This window comes from Variovorax sp. RKNM96, assembly GCF_017161115.1.
GTDB lineage: Bacteria > Pseudomonadota > Gammaproteobacteria > Burkholderiales > Burkholderiaceae_C > Variovorax.
The window spans coordinates 3,450,498-3,468,912 of sequence record NZ_CP046508.1 but is presented as its reverse complement, the minus strand read 5'-3'; the positions used below and the strand labels follow the sequence as shown (position 1 = coordinate 3,468,912).

Below are 18,415 nucleotides of genomic sequence, written 5' to 3'. Positions count from 1 at the left end.
ATCCCCCATGCCATTGAAGCTCAAAGACCCGACCCTGCTGCGCCAGCAGGCCTACATTGCCGGCGCCTGGGTGAATGCCGACGACGGCACCACTGTGGCCGTCACCAACCCCGCCAACGGCCAGCAGATCGGCACCGTGCCGATGTGCGGCACCGAGGAGACCGTGCGCGCCATCGCCGCCGCCGAGAAGGCGCAGAAAGCCTGGGCGAAGGTGCCCGCCAAGGACCGCTCGGCGATCCTGCGCAAGCTCAACGACCTGATGCTCGCGAACGTGGACGACCTCGCGCTCATCATGACCACCGAGCAAGGCAAGCCGATGGCCGAGAGCAAGGGCGAGATCGCCTATGCCGCCTCGTTCATCGAGTGGTTCGCCGAGGAGGCGCGCCGCGTCTATGGCGACACCATTCCTGCGCCGCAGGCCGACCGTCGCATCCTCGCGCTGAAGCAGCCCGTGGGCGTCACGGCCGCGATCACGCCGTGGAACTTCCCGACCGCCATGCTCACCCGCAAGGCCGGTCCCGCGCTTGCGGCCGGCTGCGCCATGGTGGTCAAGCCCGCGACGCAGACACCGTTCTCCGCGCTCGCCTTCGCCGAGCTGGCCGAACGCGCCGGCGTGCCCAAGGGCCTCTTGTCGGTGCTCACCGGCTCGGCCAGCAAGATCGGCGGCGAAATGACGCGCAGCCCCATCGTGCGCAAGCTCACCTTCACCGGTTCCACCGAAGTCGGCCGCACGCTGATGAAGCAATCGGCCGACACCATCAAGAAGCTCTCGCTGGAGCTCGGCGGCAACGCGCCCTTCATCGTGTTCGACGATGCGGACATCGATGCCGCCGTCGAAGGCGCGATGGTCTCCAAGTACCGCAACACCGGCCAGACCTGCGTGTGCGCGAACCGCATCTACGTGCAGCGCGGCGTGCTCGAAGCCTTCACGCAGAAGCTGGTGGCCAAGGTGAATGCGCTCAAGGTCGGCGACGGCACCGAGCCCGGCGTGACGCAGGGCCCGCTGATCGACGCCAAGGCGGTCGAGAAGATCGAGGAGCATGTGGCCGATGCGCTCGCCAAGGGTGGCAAGGTGCTCGCGGGCGGCAAGCGCCACAAGCTCGGCGGCTTCTTCTACGAGCCCACGGTGATCGGCGGCGCCACGGCCGACATGTTGTTCGCACGCGAGGAAACCTTCGGCCCGCTCGCGCCGATCTTTGCGTTCGACACGGAGGAAGAAGCCATCGCAGCCGCGAACGACACCGAGTTCGGCCTGGCCGCGTATTTCTATGCACGCGACATCGGCCGCATCATGCGCGTGGCCGAGGCGCTGGAGTCGGGCATCGTGGGCGTCAACACGGGGCTGGTCTCCACGGCCGAGGCGCCGTTCGGCGGCGTGAAGCAATCGGGCCTCGGGCGCGAAGGCTCCAAGTACGGGCTCGACGACTTCCTCGAGGTGAAGTACGTGTGCCTCGCGGGGCTGGACAAGTAATCGCCAATCGCCACAGCCACAGACCGGTCTTGCTAGTGCGCGTTGTGCGCATTCATGACGCGCCGGTCTTCGAACCGCAGCAGATAGCCCGCGCCGTACACGCTGGACAGCCTTGCTGCATCGCCCTGGTTCAGCATGAGCTTGCGCCGTATGTTCGCGATGTGCACATCGATCGTCCGGCCTGCAAGCTCGCGTTCGCTGCCGCGCCAGACGACTCGAAAGATCGATTCGCGCGACAACGTCCTGCCGGCGCTTCTGAACAGCAGCAACGCCAGGCGGAACTCCTTGGGCTTCAATAGAACATGGTGATCGTCGAAGCGCACCGAGCAGTCCTGTGGTTCGAAGTGGTAGCGACCAAATGACAATTTCGCAGACGAACGCGTCTCGGCAGCCTTCATGCAAGCGGTGACCCGCGCCACCATTTCGCGTTCTTCGCAGGGCAGCATGACGAAGTCGACCGCCGGATCCATGTAGAAGGAATCGGCCCTTTGAAGCTGGGCAGGCTGCACCATCAGCAACACGGGCATTGCCATGCCCACCGCACGCCTCACGGTTCTTGCGCCAGCCAGCGCTGCATCCTGGTCGCCGTCGAACGAAGCCAGCACCATGTCGAATTGCATGCCGACCATCAGTGCGCTCACAAGGTCCTCGGGGCGCGCGAATTCCAACACCTCGTGGCCCATCGTTCGAATTGCCTCGCGTGCATGGTCTCCGGTGGATCCTCCGGCATCCAGGACGGCGATCTGCCGGGGCGTTTCGTACGAAATTCCGCTCACTGGTCTTCCAGCAGCAGGACGTAGCCCAGGCCGTACACGCAGGACAGCCTCGCGGCGCCGCCCGGGCGCAGCATGAGCTTGCGTCGCAGGTTCGCGATGTGCATATCGACGGTTCTGGTCGAGACCTGCAGTTCGCCGCGCCGCCAGACGGCTTGGGAAATCTCATCGCGCGACATCGTGGTGCCGGCATTGCGAAACAGCAGCAACGCGAGCTCGAACTCCTTGGGCCGGAGTTGAACGTATGTGCCGTCGAAACTCACCGAAGAGGCTGAAGGCTCGAAGCGGTAGCGTCCAAAGGACAACTGCACGGACGGCGCCGAATCGGCCGTCTTCATGAAGGCGGCGACCCGCGCGATCATTTCGCATTCCTCGCAAGGCAGCATGACGAAATCGACCGCTGAATCCCTGACGAAGGCGTCGGCTTCCCGAAACTGGTCGGGCTGCATCATCAGCAGCACCGGCATCGCCGTTTTCGCCACCTGCCGGAGGATTCGCGCGCCGGACAGCGCCGCATTCTGGTCGCCATCGAACGAAGCCAGCACCATGTCGAATCGCGTTCCCACCATCAATGTGTTGACGAGATCCTGCATGTGCGTGAACTCCGAACTGCTGTAGCCCATCGTTCGAATCAGGTCGCATGCGTAGTCCCTGTTCGGCCTGGAGGCATCCAGCACGGCGATCCGCCGGGACGTCTCGAACGCCATGCCGGCGTACTGGAATTTCCGGGGCTGCATGCCCGACGACGGGCCCCATCCTTCGTACCTTTCCACCCAGGCTCCTCCCATGGTTTTCGATATCGATTGCGTTGATTGCACGCACTTCGCGCATTCGATTGTTCGGGTCCCGCGAGGTGCGGCGCGCCTGTAATCGTCAATTTCGATCACGAAACGCTCAACCTCGAGGCGCGCCTGCAAGCTCTTGCGCTGCACGCGGCCTCTAGAGACCTCGGCGATGTCCGCGCGCCTCCGATGGGGCAAGGCCGAACCGCTCGCGGAACCTGGTCGCGAAGTGCGAAGTCGAGCTGTAGCCGTTGTCGAGGGCGACACGGTAGACGGACAGGTCCGTTGCCAACAAAAGGTTCAAGGCCTGCTCCATCCGGGCGTCCGCGACCAGTTGCTTGAACGAGGTTCCTTCGGCGCCCAGGCGCCGGCGCAAGGTGGCCTCGCTCATCGAAAAGGCGGCCGCCAGCGACGATGCATTCCAGTCCGCAGATGGGTCGTTGGCAACCATCGTGCGGATCTGCTCGCCCAGCGATTTCTGCCTCGGCGACACCAGACGCACCCCGTGTTCCGCCAACCAGATCAGGACCTCCAGCACGCGGTGCTTCAGGATCGAAGGCGGCAATCGATCGTGGCACTCGAGCGCCTTGCGCGCCCTCTCGAAACCATTCTCGAGCGAGGCATCCACAGCCGGGAGCAGCCGACTGCCATCGACCGGCTCGACTTCGACAAGCCGGGAATCCGCAGGGGTCGGCAGGCTGGCATCCCAGGCCAGCCAATCGGACCGGTAGGCCTTGTGGCCGTCCGAAAAATTGGTTACGTCGTACGTCCCGGGCGTCATCAGGAGGGCATCGCCCGGTCCCGCGGTGCAGACGCTCGAACCCCGCTCGACGCTTCTCTTTCCGCAACGCACCAGCACCAGGAGAAAGTAGTCGATGGACATTTCCCGCAGGACCGCATCGCTGGTCTGGATCGTGGTTCCGGCGGCGGCAAGCTGAGGCACCCGGTGTATGCGGCGCTGCAGGCCGTGCGACTGATTTCCCTTGTTGTTCATCCCTGGCGGTAACCTTCTTTTTTGAACATGCACGAAGACGGTGCGCTGCCGCTTTCGCGGTGCTGCCGCGACTTCGATCTTTCTGTCTCATCGTCCGGATTGAAAGGTTCGTTTGGACCGTTTGCCGGTGATTCGAGACAACCGTTTCGCCATCGGGAAACCCCGGAGCGACACCCCACCTGCGTTCGTTATCCTCGCGTTCACTCAGGGCGCCGGGCGCCATCGGCGCGGTGGACAGACACCACAGAAAGGGAGGAATCGTGCATCGCCCACCACCGGACTTCGAGGCGCGCATCTACGGGCCACAAAGAATCGTCGCCATCGTCGCGGTCCTCGCGGAAGACGGCATCGCGCCCGCGCAGACGCTGGCGGGCAGCGGCATCACGGAAGACGCGCTGAATTCGACATCGACGCGAATCTCCTACGGCCAGGCAGCGACCGTGTTCAGGAACGCCATGCGCCTGGCGCCCGATCCGGGCGCCGCCATCCGCGCCGGTGAACGCATGGGCCTGACCGCCTACGGCATGTACGGCTATGGGCTGTTGAGCAGTCCGACAGCAACCGACCTGATGGACTTCACGGTCAAGTACAACCGCATCATGGGTCCGGTGGCCGGCCCCGCCGCCTATACGCGCGATGAAGACAGAGTTGTCTACACCTATGAGGTGGTGCTCTGCCCGGATCCGAACGATGCGCTCTACCGCTTTGCATTGGAGTTCGCCTTCGCTGCGCACCTGCGCCTCGGCCGCGACCTGCTCGGCCCTTCGTTCGCCATCAGCGCCTTGTACGTCTGCTTCCCCGAGCCCGCGCACGCGGACATCTATCGCACGCTGTTCGGCTGCCCTGTGCATTTCCGGCAGCCCCGGAACGAGCTGTGGCTGGAAGCGCCTTGCATCGATCTTCCATCCAGGCTCCCGGATCTGGTGACCCATGCCATGGCCAACGATATCTGCGAGCAGTACCTGGCCGAGCTCCCTCTTTCGGGAGGCACCTCATCGGTGGTGCGACGCACGCTGATCGAACACATGCCATGGCGTTTTCCGACCATCGAGTTGATGGCCAGGGAGCTTTCGATGCAGTCGCGCATGCTGCGCCGGAAACTCGAGACCGAAGGCGCGACCTACAGGGGCATCCTCGCGGGCGTCCGCCAGATGCTTGCGATCGAGTACCTGCGCAAGACACGCATGACCAACGAAGAGATCGCCAGTCGACTCGGCTACAGCGACGCCGCGAACTTCCGACATGCCTTCGTGCGCTGGACCGGCAGGAGTCCGCGCGACTATCGCTTGCGCTGAGGCTGCGACGTCGGCGCCTTTGCGCCGCTAGAACAGCGACGCCATCCCGTTAGGCCGCGCGTCCTCGATGCCGAGCATGCGCAGCTTGGTAAGCGCGCCGCCGCCAGCCGAAAAACCGCCGGGCTTGTTGCCCGCCGCAAGCAGGCGATGGCACGGCACCACGGGTGCGAAGGGGTTGTGGCCCATCGCCTGCCCGACGGCGCGCGACAGGCCCTTGTCGCCAAGCTCTTCGGCGATCTCGCCGTAGGTGCGCGTCTGCCCTGGCGGAATGCTTCGCGCGATGGCGTAGATGCGTTGATGAAACTCCGACACGCCGCGCATGTCGAGCACGATGTGGCTCAGGTCGTCGTGCACGCCCTGCAACAGGCCTTGGATCGCGACGATGGCATGTTGCGCCATGTCGTTCGGCAGTCCTTCGTGCAGGTCCGGAAAGCGGTGCCGCATGCGCGCCCGCGTGGCCCGCTCGCCCTCGTCGGCAGGCAGTTGCACGCCGACCAGTCCTTGCGGACCCCAGGCCAGCGCGCACATGCCGATGGTGGTTTCGAACAGCGCGAAACCGGTGGTGTCGTCTCGTTCCGTCATCAGATCTCCTTCAGCGCATGCTGGCGCGATGCCAGCACCGCAGCGAGCCACAGCGCGATCGCCGAGGCCACCAGCCCGCGTGCGAGGCCGCCGGGGCCGTCCGAAATCCAGCCCGTCACCGTCGGCCCGACGATCTGCCCGAGCGCGAAGACGATGGTGAACAGGCTGATGCCCTGCGCCCAGCGTGCCGGCGGCAGGTTGTGGCGCACCAGCGCGGTGGTCGAGGCCACCACCGACAGGAACACCCCGCCGAACAGCACGCCCGAGACCAGTGCCACCGGCGCCGAGGGGCTCAGCACCGGCAGCAACGTGGCCACGCCGAGCAGCCCGTTCAGCAGCGCCTGCGGCTGGCCGCCGCGGTAACGATCGAGCAGCCCGGCCCACAGGCGCGACGAGGCCACGCAGGCGATGCCCAGCAAGGCATAGAACAAGGTGACGAAGCCGGCGCTGGCGCCCTGCTCCCGCAGCAGCGCGATCACGAAGGTCATGTAGCCGATGTAGCCCATGCCGAACAGCGCGTAGCCCGCGAGCGCCCAGCCGAATTGGCGCACTGCCGCGGGCTCGGCTGCGGGCTGCATCGCACTGGCGGCGGATGATGTTGCCGCGGCAGGCCGATCCGGCATCGCGCGTGCCGCCCAGGCCAGAAGGCAGGTCGCGGCCGCGCTCGCAAGCGCCAGCGCCCACCACGCCCAGGTCCAGCCGTGCGGCACATTCGACGCCGCGCGCAGCACCTGCGGCACGAGCAGCGCCGACAACAGGATGCCGAAGCCGGTGCCGCCGTAGTAGATGCCCAGCAGCAGCCCGCCGCGCGCGGCCCCGCCTCGTGCGTCCGCTTCACCGAGCCGTGCGGCCAGCAACCCGCCCGCCACGAACACCCAGGCGCTGGCCACGCCGGCCAGCAAGCGCTGCAGCAGCAAGGCCGGCGCGTCGGTCACGAAGCCGCTGCCCGCCATGAACACGCTGGCCAGCACCGCACCGACGACCAGGAGCCGCGTCACCCCGAAACGCCGCATCAGCGCCGGCGTGACCAGCGCACCGACGAGGTAGCCGACCGCGTTGGCGGTGTTCATGCCGCCGGCCAGCGCGTAGCTCCAGCCGAGGTCCGCACGCATCGGCGGCAGCAGCAATGCGTAGGCGAATCGCGTGATGCCGAGCGACACGGCAGCACCCATCGACAGCGCGAACGCCAGACGCAGCGTGGGCTGCGGGGATGCGGTGGAGGAAGTGAACGTGGTCGTCATTGGATCGGGTGCCGCGCCCATTCTGCGGCAGCCCGCGCGATCCTGCCCGCGCGCCAGCCGATTTACCGCGTCGACAAATCCAGCTTCAGCAGGTGCCGCGCCAGCAGCACCGCCACATGCACCGCCTCGCGCTGCGCTCCGTCGCCGATCTGGTGGCGGCAGCTGGTGCCATCGGCCACCACCACCGCATCGGGCTTCGCGCGGATGGCCGGCAGCAGGCTCGCCTCGGCCATCTGCATCGAGACATCGAAGTGGCTCGCCTCGTAGCCGAAGCTGCCGGCCATGCCGCAGCAGGAGCTTTCGATCAGCTCGGGCTCGGCGCCGGGAATGAGCTTGAGCACCTCCATGATCGGACTCACCGCGCCGAAGGCTTTCTGATGGCAATGGCCGTGCAGGAGGATCGGCATCGTGGACGGCTTGAGCGCCAGCTCGAAGCGGCCGGCCTTGATTTCGCGCGCGATGAATTCCTCGAACAAAAGCGCCTGCTTCGCCACGGTCTGCGCCTTGTCGCCGAAGCCCATCACCAGCGTCTCGTCGCGCAGCGTGAGCAGGCATGAAGGCTCCAGGCCGACGATGGGAATGCCCGCTTGTGCGAGCGGCAGCAGCGCATCGATCAGCGCCCCGGCGCGCACCTTCGCCTCATCCACCATGCCGCTCGCCAGGAAGGTCCGGCCGCAGCAATGATGCCCGCCGCTCTTCTCGACCGTGTGCAGCACATAGCCCGCGGCTTCGAGCACGCGCGCGGCCGCGAAGGCGTTCTCGCTCTCGAAGGTGCCGTTGAAGGTATCGACGAAGAGCACCGCCACCTTGCCGCCGCGCGCCGCCACCGACAGTGCCGAGGCCTGGTCGGCGAACAACCCGGGCTCGTTGCCCTTCGCGCGCCAGAAGGTGTCGCTGCGCCATTCGGGCAACGAACGCTTCGCCGAAAAGCCCAGCAGCTTCTCGCCGAGCCACGCCGCGCCCGGCACGCTGTTGCGCAGGTTCAGCAGCCACGGCATGCGGCTCGCCCTGTGCGCGTAGTCGGGCATGTAGGCCACGAGCTTGTCTTTCAGCGTGTGGCCGTGGCGCTTCTTGTAGTGGTCGAGAAACTCGATCTTCATCTTCGCCATGTCCACCCCCGTCGGGCAGTCGCGCTTGCAACCCTTGCAGCCGACGCACAGGTCCATGGTCTCGTGCATGGCCTCGCCGGTGAAGGCATCGGCGCCGAGCTGGCCCGAGAGCGCGAGGCGCAGCGTGTTGGCGCGGCCGCGCGTGAGGTGCTGCTCGTCGCGCGTCACGCGGTAACTCGGGCACATGGTGCCGGCATCGAACTTGCGGCAATGGCCGTTGTTGTTGCACATCTCCACGGCCTTGGCGAGGCCGCCGGTGCTGTCGCCACCGGTGCCGGGCGCGGTGGTCACCTCGGTCACCGGGTCGGCATTGACGTTCCAGGCCGACCAGTCGAGCACCGGCTTGAGTTCGATGCGGCGGTAGGGCCTGGGCGCCGTGGGCGGCGCGAAGCGGAACAGCGAGCCGTCGTCCATGCGCGGCGGGTCGATGATCTTGCCGGGGTTGAACAGGTCGATCGGGTCGAGCTTCTTCTTGATCGCGCGGAAGGCCTCGTTGATGGCCGGGCCGAACTGCCATTCGATCCACTCGCCGCGGCACAGGCCATCGCCGTGCTCGCCGCTGAACGCACCCTTGTACTTGCGCACCAGCGCGCTGGCTTCTTCGGCGATGGCGCGCATCTTCGTGGCGCCATCGGCGCGCATGTCGAGGATCGGCCGCACATGCAGCGTGCCGACCGAGGCGTGCGCGTACCAGGTGCCGCGGCTGCCGTATTTGGCGAACACCTCGGTGAGCGCGTCGGTGTATTCGGCCAAGTGTTCGAGCGGCACCGCGCAGTCTTCGATGAAGCTCACCGGCTTGCCGTCGCCCTTCAGGCTCATCATGATGTTGAGGCCGGCCTTGCGCACTTCCCACAGGTTCTTCTGGCGTGCGTCGTCGGGCATCTCGACCACGCTGCCGGGCAAGCCCAGGTCACCCATCAGTTCGACGAGTTGCTTCAGTTGCGGCAGCAGCGCGGTCTTGTCGGCGCCGGAGAACTCGACCAGCAGGATGGCCGCGGGCTTGCCGATCAGCGCAGTCTCCACCGTCGGCTTGAAAGCCGGATTCGCCAGGCTCAGCTCGATCATCGTGCGGTCGACCAGCTCCACCGCCGTTGGCCCGAGCTTCACGATGTGCTGCGCCGCATCCATGGCCGCATGGAAGGTCGGGAAATTCACGATGCCCAGCACCTTCGCGCGCGGCAGCGGGGCGAGCTTGAGCCTGAGGCTCTTCGTGTACGCGAGCGTGCCTTCCGAACCGATCAGCAGATGCGCAAGGTTCACGCTGCCATCGGCCGTGTACGGCTTCTCGCTCTGGTTGTCGAAGATGTCGAGGTTGTAGCCGGCCACGCGGCGCATCACCTTGGGCCAGTGCGCCGCCATTTCGTCGCGCTGCTGGCGCGCGAGGCCGCGCACGAACTGCGCGATGCCGGCCGCGCGCACACCGAGCGTGCCCACAGGGCCGAACTCGACCAGCTCGCCGTTCGACAGCCACGCGCTCGCGCCCAGCACGTTGTGCACCATGTTCCCGTAGGCGATGGAGCGCGAGCCGCAGGAGTTGTTGCCCGCCATGCCACCCAGCGTGGCCTGCGCGCTCGTCGAGACATCCACCGGATACCAGAGCCCGAGCGGCTTGAGCTTCGCGTTCAGGTGATCGAGCACGAGGCCGGGTTCGACAGTGGCCGTGCCCTCTTCCGCGTTCACCTCGAGCACGCGGCGAAAGTGCTTGCTGTTGTCGATGACCAGCGCTGCGCCCGTGGTCTGCCCGCACTGGCTGGTGCCGCCGCCGCGCGCGAGCACCGGCACCTTGAGGTCGCGTGCGATGTCGATGGCGGTCGCGATGTCCTTGTCGTTCGTCGGCACGAAGGCGCCCACCGGCGTGATCTGGTAGATCGACGCGTCGGTGGCGTAGCGCCCGCGCGAGCCGTCGTCGAACAGCACCTCCCCTTGCGTCTCGGCGCGCAGCCGGCGCGAGAGCAGCTCGCAGGTGTCGTTGGGCGGAAGAACGGTTCCGGCTGGCTGCATGTGGCTGGCGGGATCGATGCGCATGGTGTGGAGTCAGCTCGCTTTGTTGGCTTGGGGATAAATCTCGCCGGCGCGCAGCAGCTCCAGCACGGTGTCGCGCTTGCGCAGCACGTGCGCGATGAGCACCTTGCGCATCGCCTGCGCGTCGCGCGCGGCCAGCGCCTGGATCATCTGCTCGTGCTCGTCGACCGCGTGCTTCCATTTGGTCTCGTTCTGGTTGGTGCGAAAGCGCAGCGACTGCACCCGCGCATTGATCGAGCGGTAGGTGCCCGCGAGCACCGGGTTGCCCGCGGCCTCGTTGATGGCGGTGTGGATGCGTGCGTTCAGCCGGTAGTAGCCCGAGAGATCGCGCCGCGAAAAGCAGGCCAGCATCTCGTAGTGCAGCGCGCGCACCTCGGCGAGTTCTTCGTCGGTGATGCGCTTGGCAGCCAGTTCGCCGGACATGCCCTCGAGCATCGCGAGCACCTCGAAGGTGTCGAGCACGTCGGCTTCGGTGAGCTTCACCGCGACCGCGCCGCGGTTGGGCAGGAGGTCGACCAGCCCCTCGGCCGCGAGCAGCTTGATGGCCTCCCGCAGCGGCGTGCGCGAGACGCGCAATTGCAGGCACAGCTCGCGCTCGTTGAGCTTGGCACCGGGGGCGATGTGCCCCTCCACCAGCATCGTGCGAAGACGCGCAGCCACCTGGTCATGCAGCGCGAGCCTGGAGATCTCGATGATTTCAGCAGTCATGGGTTTTCCCTTTGAATGCATTTTGAATGCAAAAAATAGGACCCACAACCCCATCAATTAAGGGTAAACCATCAAACAAAAAAGCATTTTGAATGCAAAACTGAAAGCGAAAGGACAGTCCATGCTGCAACTCGACATCCATCCCACCGGCCGCCATTTCCTCCAGATTCCCGGCCCGAGCCCGGTGCCCGACCGCATCCTGCGGGCCATGAGCCTGCCCACCATCGACCACCGCGGGCCCGAGTTCGGCACGCTCGGCCTGAAGGTGCTCGGCGGCATCAAGCAGATCTTCAAGACCAAGCATCCGGTCGCGATCTACCCCGCCTCGGGCACCGGCGCCTGGGAGGCCGCGCTCGCGAACACGCTGAGCCCGGGCGACCATGTGCTGATGTACGAGACCGGCCACTTCGCCTCGCTCTGGCAGAAGATGGCCACGCGCCTGGGCCTCTCGACCGAATTCCTCGCGCTCTCGGGCACAGACGAATACCTGCCGAATGCGCCGAGCTGGCGCCGCGGCGTGCAGGCCGAACTCATCGAGGCGCGCCTGCGCAAGGACACCGAGAAGAAGATCAAGGCCGTGTGCGTGGTGCACAACGAGACCTCCACCGGCGTCACCTCCGACATCGCCGCGGTGCGCAAGGCCATCGATGCGGCCGGCCACCCTGCTCTCCTGATGGTCGACAGCATCTCGGGTCTCGCGAGCGCCGATTTCCGGCACGACGAATGGGGCGTGGACGTCACCATCAGCGGCTCGCAGAAGGGCCTGATGCTGCCGCCGGGCATCAGCTTCAACGCGCTCTCGCCGCGCGCGCTCGAAGTCTCCAAGACCGCAAAGCTCCCGCGCGCCTTCTGGGCCTGGGACGAGATCGTCGAGATGAACAAGGACGGCTACTGGCCCTACACGCCCAACACCAACCTGCTCTATGGTCTGTCGGAATCGCTCGACATGATCCTTGGCGAAGGCCTGGACAACGTGTTCGCGCGCCACCAGCGCTGGGGCGCCGGCGTGCGCGCCGCGGTCAATGCCTGGGGCCTGCCGATCCAGTGCGCGGACCCGGCCGTGTACTCGCCCGTGCTCACCGGCGTGATCACGCCCGAAGGCGTCGATGCCGATGCGCTGCGCCGCCTGATCCACCAGCGCTTCGACCTCTCGCTCGGCACGGGCCTGGGCAAGCTCAAGGGCCGCATGTTCCGCATGGGGCACCTGGGCGACAGCAACGACCTGACCCTCGTGGCCATGGTCGCGGGCGTCGAGATGGGCATGAAGCTCACCGGCATCAAGCTCGCGGGCAGCGGCGTGCAGGCGGCGATGGACCACTTCGCGAATCACGCAGCAGCGCCCGTCGGCTTGCAGAAAGCCGCCTAGGCGTACACCCACCCGGCCGCAACGCGTCGCTCGAACGATGCGGCGGCCTCCACCTTGCCGGACTCCTCAGGCCGGCACGCATCGGACCCCCAACACCACGGAGACAAAGATGATGCAAAGACGTTCCCTCATTCAAGCCGCGGGCGCAGCGGCCGCCACGCTGGGCGTGCCCCGGCTCTTCGCGCAGGAGTGGCCCTCGGGGCCGGTGCGCATCGTGGTGGGTTTTCCGCCGGGCGGCGGCACCGATGCGCTCGCGCGCGTGGTCGCGCAGAAGCTCACGATCATGTGGGGCCAGCAGGTCATCGTCGACAACAAGGGCGGCGTCGCGGGCGTGCTCGCGGCCGACTATGTGGCCCAGCAACCCAGCGACGGCAGCACGCTGCTGATGGCGCACATCAACAGCCACGCGCTCGCGCCCAGCCTGCAGCCCAAGCTGCGCTACAACGTAGAGCGCGACTTCGTGCCGATCGTGCTCGTGGGCGTCACGCCCAACCTGCTGATCGCGAATCCGGGACAGAAGGCGCTGACGGTGAAGGACATCGTCGCCGCCTGCAAGGCCGCGCCCGGCACGGTGAGCTTCGGCTCGGCCGGTGCGGGTTCGGCGCAGCATCTGGCACTGGAAATGTTCAAGCTGCAAGGCGGCGTCGATGCGCTGCATGTGCCTTACAAGGGCAGCGGCCCGCTGCTCGCGGATCTGATGGGCGGACAGATCCAGTACAGCTTCGAGACCATGACGGCCGCCACGCCGCATGTGAAGAACGGCCGCGTGATCGCAGTCGCCCAGACGCGCACCAAACGCGCCAAGGGCCATCCGAACGTGCCGACGATGCAGGAACAAGGCTTCGCAGGCTTCGAGGCCACCACGTGGTACGGGCTGGTCGGCCCGGGCAAGCTGCCGCCTGCGATTGCGCAGAAGGTGAATCGCGATGTGAACACGGTGCTTGCAATGCCCGATGTGCAGGAGCGCCTGGACACCTATGGCGCCGAAGACGGCGGTGGTTCACAGGAGAAGTTCAAGCAGTTCATCAGCACTGAAATTGCCAAGTGGGCGAAGGTGGTGAAGGACGGGAACGTGCACGTGGAGACCTGATGTGCTGCGTTGCAACTGACAGAATCGCCGGATGAATCCATCCATGACCGCCCTTGCCGACGCCCTGGTCGCTGCACGCCGCAGCAACCGCACCCTCGATGCCGCCCCTTGGACCGACGCGCTGCAGGACGCCAGCCAGGCCTATGAAGTGCAGGACGCCGTGGCCGCAGCGCTCGACTGGTTCGGCGACGACGGTGCCGTGCCCGGCCACTGGAAATCAGGCGGCGGCTCGCGCAGCGTGACGCTCACGCATGCGCCGCTGCCGCCGTCCGGCGTGCGCCAGAGTCCGGCGAATTTCGACGACCTCGTCTTCCACACGCCCGGCATCGAATCCGAGATCGCACTGCGCCTTGGCCAGGACGTGACACCCGCACAGGCCGCGAAGATCGATCACGACAACGCGGCCTCGCTCATCGACGCCATGGCCGTCTCCATCGAAATCGTCGATTCGCGCTGGCAGGACCTGGCCTCCACGCCCGCCTTGCTGCGCCTCGCCGACTCGCAAGTCCACGGCGCGCTCGTGCTCGGCGAATGGCAACCCTACGCCGCCATCGATTGGGCCTCGCAGCGCTGTGAAACGCGCATCGGCGACGGCGAAGTCGTGGTGCGCGAAGGCACCCATCCGCTGGCCGACCCCGCCTGGCTGCTGCCGATCTGGCTGCGCCACATCACGCGCCACGGGCAGACCGCGCGCGCCGGCACGGTCGTCACCACCGGCTCCTGGGTCGGCGTGCTGCCCTGCCGCCGCGGCGATCAGGTGACGGCTGAATTCGCCGGCATCGGCGCAGTGCGCTTGCGCGTGTAGCGCCCGTCTCCCACACCCGAGCAGGCCACCAGGAAATCGAGCACCGCACGCACCCGCGCGGGCAGCGTGCCGGCCTTGCCGATGTACACCGCGTGGATCGGCTCGGCCTCGGCCGGGTTGAACTCTTCCAGCAGCGGCACCAGTCGCCCCGCATCGATGTCGTGCTGGATGTGATACAGCGACAGCCGTGCCACGCCGGCGCCTGCAATGGCGAGCTGCCGCAGCGTCTCGCCGTCGCCCGCGCGCACCGGGCCCGCCACGGGAATCGTGATCGTCCGGCCGTCGACGCGCAACGGCCAATCGGGCGCGTTGCGGCGGTAGGTCCAGCCGAGCCGGTTGTGCGCCTCCAGCTCCTGCGGCGTGCGCGGCGTGCCGTACTTCGCAAGGTAGTCGGGCGAGGCCACGATGGCCTGGTTCGTCTCGCCCAGGCGCCGCGCCACCAGGTCTGAAGCCGGCAATTGGCCCCAGCGGATCGCGATGTCCGCGCGCTCGTCCATCAGGTCGACGATGCGGTCGGTGAGTGCGATGTCGAGCGTGATCTGCGGATGCATCTCGAGCAGGCGCGGCACCAGCGGCACCAGCTTGTGATGTCCGAACGACACGCTCGCGTTGATGCTCACCCGCCCACGCGGCGCCGCACCGGCGGCGGCACAGCGCTCCGCCTCGTCCATGTCGGCCAGCACGCGGGTGCTGCGCTCGTAGAAATGCAGCCCTTCGGGCGTGAGCTGCAGCTTGCGGGTGGAGCGGTGCACGAGCTGGATGCCCAGCCGCAGTTCGAGCCGTGCCACCAGCTTGCTGATGGCCGAGGGCGTCATGTCCAGGAGGCGCGCCGCCGCGGAGAAACCGCCGGATTCGACCACCTGCACGAAGGCTTCCATTTCACCGGAGCGGTTGACGTCGAGGCGTGGCATGGGGACTCCTGTCTGTGATTTCAAATCACAAGTGCGTGTACCGGCGGCATTCTAGTCACAGACCCGGAATGTCTTCACAGTACAGGGCATCATGCCAATCGCTCTACTTGCCCTCACCGCCGGTGCCTTCGGGATCGGCACCACCGAGTTCGTCATCATGGGCCTGCTGATGCAGGTGTCGACGGACCTTCATGTCTCCATCACGATGGCGGGCCTCTTGATCTCGGGCTACGCGCTCGGTGTCGCGGTCGGCGCGCCGGTGCTCACCATCGCCACGCGCAAGCTGCCGCGCAAGACCGTGCTGCTCGCGCTGATGGCGATCTTCACGCTCGGCAACCTGGCCTGTGCGCTCGCGCCCAACTACGAAATGCTGATGGCCGCGCGCGTCGTCACCTCGCTGGCCCACGGCACCTTCTTCGGCGTCGGCTCGGTGGTGGCCACCGGGCTCGTCGCGCCCGAGCGCCGCGCCTCGGCCATCGCGATCATGTTCACCGGCCTCACCGCCGCCACGCTGCTCGGCGTGCCGGCCGGCGCATGGCTGGGCCTGCAATTGGGCTGGCGCTCGACCTTCTGGGCAGTGACCCTGATCGGCGTGCTGGCCTTCGTGGTGCTCGCGGCTTTCGTGCCCCGGATGAAGGGCGAGGCCAAGCCGGCACCGCTGCGCGAAGAACTGGCCGTGCTGGCGCGCCCGCAGGTGCTGCTGGGTCTCGCGATGACGGTGCTCGGCTTTGCCGGCGTGTTCGTGGTGTACACCTACATCCAGCCGCTGCTGACGCAGATCACCGGGCTCTCGGAATCGGCCGTGTCGCCGGTCCTCCTGGTGTTCGGCGGCGGCCTCGCCGTCGGCAACATCCTCGGCGGCAAGCTGGCCGACCGCGCACCGATGGCCGCCGTGCTCGGCACGCTGGTGGCGTTGGCGGTGGTGCTCGGCGCGATGCAGTTCGCCATCGGCACGCCGTTCACCGCGGTGGTCTTCGTCGGGCTGCTCGGCGTGGCCTCGTTCGCGACCGTGGCGCCGATGCAGTTGCGGGTGCTGGAGAAGGCGTCGGGCGCCGGCCAGAACCTGGCGTCGAGCCTCAACATCGCGGCCTTCAACCTCGGCAATGCGCTCGGCGCCTGGGTCGGCGGCGTGGTGATCGACCACGGCCCGGGGCTGCGCGCACTGGGCTGGGTGGCCGCGCTGCTCACGCTCGTCGGGCTGGCGATCGCCCTGTGGAGCCGCTCGCTCGACCGGCGCGCAACCGGCCGCCCCGTGGCCGATTGCGCCTCGGCGCAAGCCTGATCCTTTCAGCTATTTGGAGATCAGCCGGCGCGCGAAGAACGAAAGGATCTCGTCCCGCGCCGCGATCGTCGGCTGGCCCGCTTCATCGATGAGGTGGGCCGTCACCACGCTGTGCGGGCTCGCGACCACCTGTTCGAAAAACGAAGGCAGCGACTCCTGGTTGGCTGCGCTGTCGGGCAGCACCCGCGCGACGAAGCGGCTGCCGAGCGCTTCGGAATAGGCGGCAAAGCGCTGCGCGGTACAGAACCTGTCGCCTTCGAAGCGGTAGGCCATGACGGTCAGGTCCTCGCGGTCAAGGCGCTGCTTCACCGCCGAGATTTCCTCGGGCGAGATCTCGATGCCGGCCGGGTTGTCCAGCGGCAATGCCGGCTGCGACAGCACCGGCGCCAGCACCGAAGGCTCCAGCATCATCGTGAGCGCGAAGTTGCCGGTGAAGCACATGCCGATGGCGCCGACGCCCGGCCCGCCGCATTCGCCGTGCGCCAGCCGCGCGAGCGAACGCAGCCACTGCGTCACAGGGCTCGACTTGTTGCCCGCGAAAGCGCGGAACTCCGCGCTCACGCAGGCATGCTGGAACACGGCCTTGCCCTCCTCCGCATCCGCCACCGCGCCATCGCGGCCGAACAGCGAGGGCATGTACACGGTGAAACCCGCATCGCGCACCCAGCGGGCAAAGCGCGCAACGTGCGGGCTGATGCCGGGCATCTCCGTCATGACGATCACCGCCGGCCCGGAGCCTGCGATGTAGACCTTCTTCGTGGCGTCGTCCAGGGTAATCTCGCGGCGCTCGAAGTCTTCGAGTGGATCGGTTTCATTCAGGTTGCGGGTCGTCGGCATCGGGGCTCCTGCGGGTCTTCATGTGGATCGGAGCGTCCATTACACGTGGCGAGGCGCTAGACTGACAGTGTCCAATTCGACATTTATCAGGCGTTTCAAGCCATGCATGATTTCACTGTCCTGGTGCTGCCGAGAGCCTTCGCCACCAGCGTCTCCATCACGCTCGACGTGCTCGATGCCGCCGCGGGGCTGGCTCCCGGCCTGAAGATGCCCCGGCCGACCTGGCGCGTCGTGTCGCCGGACGGCGGCATGGTGCCGCTGAGCAGCGGCGTGCAGGTGGCAACCTCGGCGATTCCCGCGCGCCCGCGCCCCGACGCATCGACCTGGATCGTCCCCGGCCTCGGTGTCGACCGCCCCGCCGATCTGGCCGTACGCCTGGCGGACGACTGCGCCACCCGCGCCATCGCCGCCGTGCGCCGCCACGCCGCGCGAGGCGGCGCGGTGGCCGCATCGTGTTCCGCCGTGTTCCTGCTGCAGGCCGCAGGCGTGCTGCAGGACCGGCGCGCCACCACCACCTGGTGGCTCGCGCCGGAGCTCCGGCGCATCGAACCCCGCTGCAACGTCGATGCGGACCGCATGGTCTGCGTCGACGGGCCGGTCAGCACCGCCGGTGCGGCATTCGCCCAGTCGGACCTCATGCTCCATCTGCTGCGCACGCGCTTCGGCCCGTCGCTGGCAGTTGCCGTCGGCAAGGTACTGCTGATCGATGGCCGCGAGGCGCAGGCGCCGTTCGTCGTGCCGTCGATGATGTCCAACGGCAGCGAGCTGATTCGCCGGTTGACGCAGCGCATCGAATCGTCGCTGCCGCGTCCGCCGAGCGTTTCGCTCCTGGCCGACGAGTTCGCGATGTCGCAGCGCACGCTGGCCCGCCACGTGCGCGCCGCAACGGGCCTCGGTCCGCTCGCGCTCGTGCAGAGCGTGCGGTTGTCGCGAGCAAGGATGCTGATCGAGACGAGCCGGATGACGATCGATCAGGTGGCCGCGCAGGTCGGCTATGAAGACGCCACAGCGCTCAGACGCCTCATGCGCAAGGCGGCGGGCGCCACGCCGAGCAAGTTCCGCACGAACCTGCTGTCGGCCTAGAGACAGGGCGGTGATCGCGCGTCACACCCGCGTCACGCCCCCTGCATTCAATCCGTGCACCCCA

The 18,415-nt window shown here is 67.2% G+C and carries 16 protein-coding genes; 7 read left to right on the top strand and 9 right to left on the bottom strand.

Features of this window, described 5'->3' with window-relative positions; translation table 11 throughout:
* Nucleotides 1-7 precede the first annotated feature (7 nt).
* Nucleotides 8-1,471 (top strand): NAD-dependent succinate-semialdehyde dehydrogenase, encoded by a 1,464-nt coding sequence (locus tag GNX71_RS15920; protein WP_206179192.1) that lies wholly within the window; start codon nucleotides 8-10, stop codon nucleotides 1,469-1,471.
* Nucleotides 1,472-1,503: 32 nt separating this feature from the next.
* Here the strand turns inward: GNX71_RS15920 and GNX71_RS15915 are convergent, their stop codons facing one another.
* Genes GNX71_RS15915 through GNX71_RS15905 form a run of 3 tightly spaced genes read right to left on the bottom strand, consistent with a single transcriptional unit; the run spans nucleotide 1,504 to nucleotide 4,020 of the window.
* Nucleotides 1,504-2,247 (bottom strand): response regulator transcription factor, encoded by a 744-nt coding sequence (locus tag GNX71_RS15915; protein ID WP_206179191.1) that lies wholly within the window; start codon nucleotides 2,245-2,247, stop codon nucleotides 1,504-1,506.
* Nucleotides 2,244-3,176 carry a response regulator transcription factor gene (locus GNX71_RS15910; RefSeq protein WP_206179190.1) on the bottom strand — a complete coding sequence of 311 codons (933 nt, stop codon included), beginning with the start codon at nucleotides 3,174-3,176 and terminating at the stop codon, nucleotides 2,244-2,246. The genes GNX71_RS15915 and GNX71_RS15910 overlap by 4 nt, the downstream gene beginning before the upstream one ends.
* A 7-nt stretch (nucleotides 3,177-3,183) precedes the next feature.
* On the bottom strand, nucleotides 3,184-4,020 hold the full coding sequence (locus GNX71_RS15905) for an AraC family transcriptional regulator (RefSeq protein ID WP_206179189.1): 837 nt from the start codon (nucleotides 4,018-4,020) through the stop codon (nucleotides 3,184-3,186).
* Nucleotides 4,021-4,280: 260 nt separating this feature from the next.
* Here GNX71_RS15905 and GNX71_RS15900 point away from each other — a divergent pair, with 260 nt between their 5' ends.
* Entirely contained in the window at nucleotides 4,281-5,315 is a 1,035-nt protein-coding gene (locus GNX71_RS15900) for an AraC family transcriptional regulator (RefSeq protein ID WP_206179188.1), read from the top strand.
* A gap of 27 nt (nucleotides 5,316-5,342) precedes the next feature.
* Here GNX71_RS15900 and GNX71_RS15895 read toward each other — a convergent pair whose 3' ends face one another.
* The 4 genes from GNX71_RS15895 to GNX71_RS15880 form a co-directional block, all read right to left on the bottom strand.
* Nucleotides 5,343-5,897 (bottom strand): MGMT family protein, encoded by a 555-nt coding sequence (locus GNX71_RS15895; RefSeq protein ID WP_206179187.1) that lies wholly within the window; start codon nucleotides 5,895-5,897, stop codon nucleotides 5,343-5,345.
* Nucleotides 5,897-7,138, bottom strand: a complete 1,242-nt coding sequence (locus tag GNX71_RS15890; RefSeq protein WP_206179186.1) for a YbfB/YjiJ family MFS transporter — start codon at nucleotides 7,136-7,138, stop codon at nucleotides 5,897-5,899. The genes GNX71_RS15895 and GNX71_RS15890 overlap by 1 nt, the downstream gene beginning before the upstream one ends.
* A 62-nt stretch (nucleotides 7,139-7,200) precedes the next feature.
* The gene (locus tag GNX71_RS15885; protein ID WP_206179185.1) at nucleotides 7,201-10,272 is read right to left on the bottom strand and encodes an FAD-binding and (Fe-S)-binding domain-containing protein; all 3,072 of its coding nucleotides are present in this window, start codon (nucleotides 10,270-10,272) and stop codon (nucleotides 7,201-7,203) included.
* 9 nt (nucleotides 10,273-10,281) lie between these two features.
* Nucleotides 10,282-10,977 carry a GntR family transcriptional regulator gene (locus tag GNX71_RS15880; protein ID WP_206179184.1) on the bottom strand — a complete coding sequence of 232 codons (696 nt, stop codon included), beginning with the start codon at nucleotides 10,975-10,977 and terminating at the stop codon, nucleotides 10,282-10,284.
* 121 nt (nucleotides 10,978-11,098) lie between these two features.
* On the opposite strand from GNX71_RS15880, the gene GNX71_RS15875 reads away from it, so the two are divergent.
* The 3 genes from GNX71_RS15875 to GNX71_RS15865 all read left to right on the top strand — a co-directional run bounded on the left by GNX71_RS15875 (nucleotide 11,099) and on the right by GNX71_RS15865 (nucleotide 14,238).
* Complete coding sequence (locus GNX71_RS15875; protein WP_206179183.1) at nucleotides 11,099-12,343, top strand: aminotransferase class V-fold PLP-dependent enzyme; 1,245 nt, start codon at nucleotides 11,099-11,101, stop codon at nucleotides 12,341-12,343.
* Between the two features lie 112 nt (nucleotides 12,344-12,455).
* Nucleotides 12,456-13,433, top strand: a complete 978-nt coding sequence (locus tag GNX71_RS15870; RefSeq protein ID WP_206179182.1) for a tripartite tricarboxylate transporter substrate binding protein — start codon at nucleotides 12,456-12,458, stop codon at nucleotides 13,431-13,433.
* Nucleotides 13,434-13,476: 43 nt separating this feature from the next.
* On the top strand, nucleotides 13,477-14,238 hold the full coding sequence (locus GNX71_RS15865; RefSeq protein WP_206179181.1) for a fumarylacetoacetate hydrolase family protein: 762 nt from the start codon (nucleotides 13,477-13,479) through the stop codon (nucleotides 14,236-14,238).
* Here the strand turns inward: GNX71_RS15865 and GNX71_RS15860 are convergent.
* Nucleotides 14,187-15,149, bottom strand: a complete 963-nt coding sequence (locus GNX71_RS15860) for a LysR substrate-binding domain-containing protein (RefSeq protein ID WP_206179180.1) — start codon at nucleotides 15,147-15,149, stop codon at nucleotides 14,187-14,189. The two genes, GNX71_RS15865 and GNX71_RS15860, sit on opposite strands and share 52 nt — an antisense overlap.
* Before the next feature lie 91 nt (nucleotides 15,150-15,240).
* Here GNX71_RS15860 and GNX71_RS15855 point away from each other — a divergent pair, with 91 nt between their 5' ends.
* Nucleotides 15,241-16,431, top strand: a complete 1,191-nt coding sequence (locus GNX71_RS15855; protein ID WP_206179179.1) for an MFS transporter — start codon at nucleotides 15,241-15,243, stop codon at nucleotides 16,429-16,431.
* A gap of 9 nt (nucleotides 16,432-16,440) precedes the next feature.
* On the opposite strand, the gene GNX71_RS15850 is transcribed toward GNX71_RS15855, so the two are convergent.
* Nucleotides 16,441-17,268, bottom strand: a complete 828-nt coding sequence (locus GNX71_RS15850) for a dienelactone hydrolase family protein (RefSeq protein WP_206179178.1) — start codon at nucleotides 17,266-17,268, stop codon at nucleotides 16,441-16,443.
* Between the two features lie 102 nt (nucleotides 17,269-17,370).
* Between GNX71_RS15850 and GNX71_RS15845 the strand changes: the two genes are divergently transcribed.
* Entirely contained in the window at nucleotides 17,371-18,351 is a 981-nt protein-coding gene (locus GNX71_RS15845; protein WP_206179177.1) for a helix-turn-helix domain-containing protein, read from the top strand.
* The last annotated feature ends 64 nt before the right edge of the window (nucleotides 18,352-18,415 follow it).